Source organism: Microbulbifer maximicatervae (SeqCode), assembly GCF_052467615.1.
Genome location: NZ_CP174319.1, coordinates 4,370,001 through 4,372,500, shown reverse-complemented (window position 1 = coordinate 4,372,500; position 2,500 = coordinate 4,370,001). Strand labels below are relative to the sequence as shown.

The window sequence follows — 2,500 nt, the reverse complement described above, 5'->3', positions numbered from 1 at the left end:
GGAGTGAAAGGCTAATCAAGCCGGGAGATAGCTGGTTCTCCTCGAAAGCTATTTAGGTAGCGCCTCGCGTCTCACCCTCGGGGGTAGAGCACTGTTTGGGCTAGGGGGTCATCCCGACTTACCAACCCCATGCAAACTCCGAATACCGAGGAGTGCAATCGCGGGAGACACACGGCGGGTGCTAACGTCCGTCGTGGAAAGGGAAACAACCCAGACCGCCAGCTAAGGTCCCAAATATCAGTTAAGTGGGAAACGATGTGGGAAGGCCCAGACAGCTAGGAGGTTGGCTTAGAAGCAGCCATCCTTTAAAGAAAGCGTAATAGCTCACTAGTCGAGTCGGCCTGCGCGGAAGATATACCGGGGCTCAAACTGATAACCGAAGCTGCGGATGCTCTTAGGAGCATGGTAGAGGAGCGTTGTGTAAGCCGTTGAAGGTGGATCGGGAGGTCTGCTGGAGGTATCACAAGTGCGAATGCTGACATGAGTAACGATAAGGGAGGTGAAAAACCTCCCCGCCGGAAGACCAAGGGTTCCTGTCCAACGCTAATCGGGACAGGGTTAGTCGACCCCTAAGGCGAGGGCGAAAGCCGTAGTCGATGGGAAACAGGTTAATATTCCTGTACTCGCTATTACTGCGACGGAGTGACGGAGAAGGCTAGGCCAGCATGGCGATTGGTTGTCCATGTTTAAGGTTGTAGGCTGGGGACTTAGGCAAATCCGGGTCCCTAAGGCTGAGAACTGATGACGAAGCCCACTTAGTGGGTGAAGTGGTTGATGCCCTGCTTCCAGGAAAAACTTCTAAGCTTCAGGTAATAGTGAATCGTACTCTAAACCGACACAGGTGGTCAGGTAGAGAATACCAAGGCGCTTGAGAGAACTCTGGTGAAGGAACTAGGCAAAATGGTACCGTAACTTCGGGAGAAGGTACGCCGGTTTTGGTGATGGGACTTGCTCCCTAAGCTGAGGCCGGTCGAAGTGACCAGGTGGCTGCGACTGTTTATTAAAAACATAGCACTCTGCAAACTCGTAAGAGGACGTATAGGGTGTGACGCCTGCCCGGTGCCGGAAGGTTAATTGATGGGGTTAGCTTCGGCGAAGCTCTTGATCGAAGCCCCGGTAAACGGCGGCCGTAACTATAACGGTCCTAAGGTAGCGAAATTCCTTGTCGGGTAAGTTCCGACCTGCACGAATGGCGTAACGATGGCCACGCTGTCTCCACCAGAGACTCAGTGAAATTGAAATCGCTGTTAAGATGCAGTGTACCCGCGGCTAGACGGAAAGACCCCGTGAACCTTTACTACAGCTTTGCACTGAACTTTGAGCCTATTTGTGTAGGATAGGTGGGAGGCTTTGAAGCAGCGACGCTAGTTGTTGTGGAGCCGTCCTTGAAATACCACCCTGGTATGTTTGAGGTTCTAACTCTGGTCCGTTATCCGGATCGAGGACAGTGTATGGTGGGTAGTTTGACTGGGGCGGTCTCCTCCCAAAGAGTAACGGAGGAGTACGAAGGTGCACTCAGCATGGTCGGAAATCATGCAATGAGCATAATGGTATAAGTGCGCTTGACTGCGAGACAGACATGTCGAGCAGGTACGAAAGTAGGTCATAGTGATCCGGTGGTTCTGTATGGAAGGGCCATCGCTCAACGGATAAAAGGTACTCCGGGGATAACAGGCTGATACCGCCCAAGAGTTCACATCGACGGCGGTGTTTGGCACCTCGATGTCGGCTCATCACATCCTGGGGCTGAAGCCGGTCCCAAGGGTATGGCTGTTCGCCATTTAAAGTGGTACGCGAGCTGGGTTTAGAACGTCGTGAGACAGTTCGGTCCCTATCTGCCGTGGGCGTTGGAGATTTGAGAAGAGTTGCTCCTAGTACGAGAGGACCGGAGTGAACGAACCTCTGGTGTTCCGGTTGTCACGCCAGTGGCATTGCCGGGTAGCTATGTTCGGACGGGATAACCGCTGAAAGCATCTAAGCGGGAAGCCTCCTTCAAGATAAGATCTCCCTGAGGCCTTGAGCCTCCTGAAGGGCCGTGGAAGACTACCACGTTGATAGGCTGGGTGTGGAAGCGTTGTGAGGCGTTGAGCTAACCAGTACTAATTGCCCGTGCGGCTTGACCATACAACAGAGATGGTTACTAACGACTAGCTAAGCTAGCGGATTGTGAGTTAGAGACATACGATCGCTTGCGGTGTATTACTACAGATTGTTTTACCGACTTATTTGGGGTTATCGCCGGTCAACAACATGACCGAGGCAAACAGCGATAACGCGGCAGGCCAAGCACTTTGCTTATAAGACCAACGCCAACCCAAGCCAGTTTGCCTGACGACAATAGAGTTGTGGAACCACCTGATCCCTTGCCGAACTCAGAAGTGAAACGCAACATCGCCGATGGTAGTGTGGGGCTTCCCCATGTGAGAGTAGGTCATCGTCAGGCTTCTAATCCGAAAGGGCCACCCAACAGGGTGGCCCTTTTTTTATGGCTGAAAAATAT

General features: G+C 52.6%; 2 rRNA genes (1 of these 2 running past the window's edge). Both read left to right on the top strand.

Annotation, left to right across the window (positions count from 1 at the left end):
* Nucleotides 1–2,124: ribosomal RNA gene (locus tag ACJJIM_RS19225) — 23S ribosomal RNA — on the top strand; it begins 758 nt to the left of the window's first position.
* Nucleotides 2,125–2,327: 203 nt separating this feature from the next.
* Nucleotides 2,328–2,443: ribosomal RNA gene (gene rrf / locus ACJJIM_RS19220) — 5S ribosomal RNA — on the top strand.
* Nucleotides 2,444–2,500 lie beyond the last annotated feature (57 nt).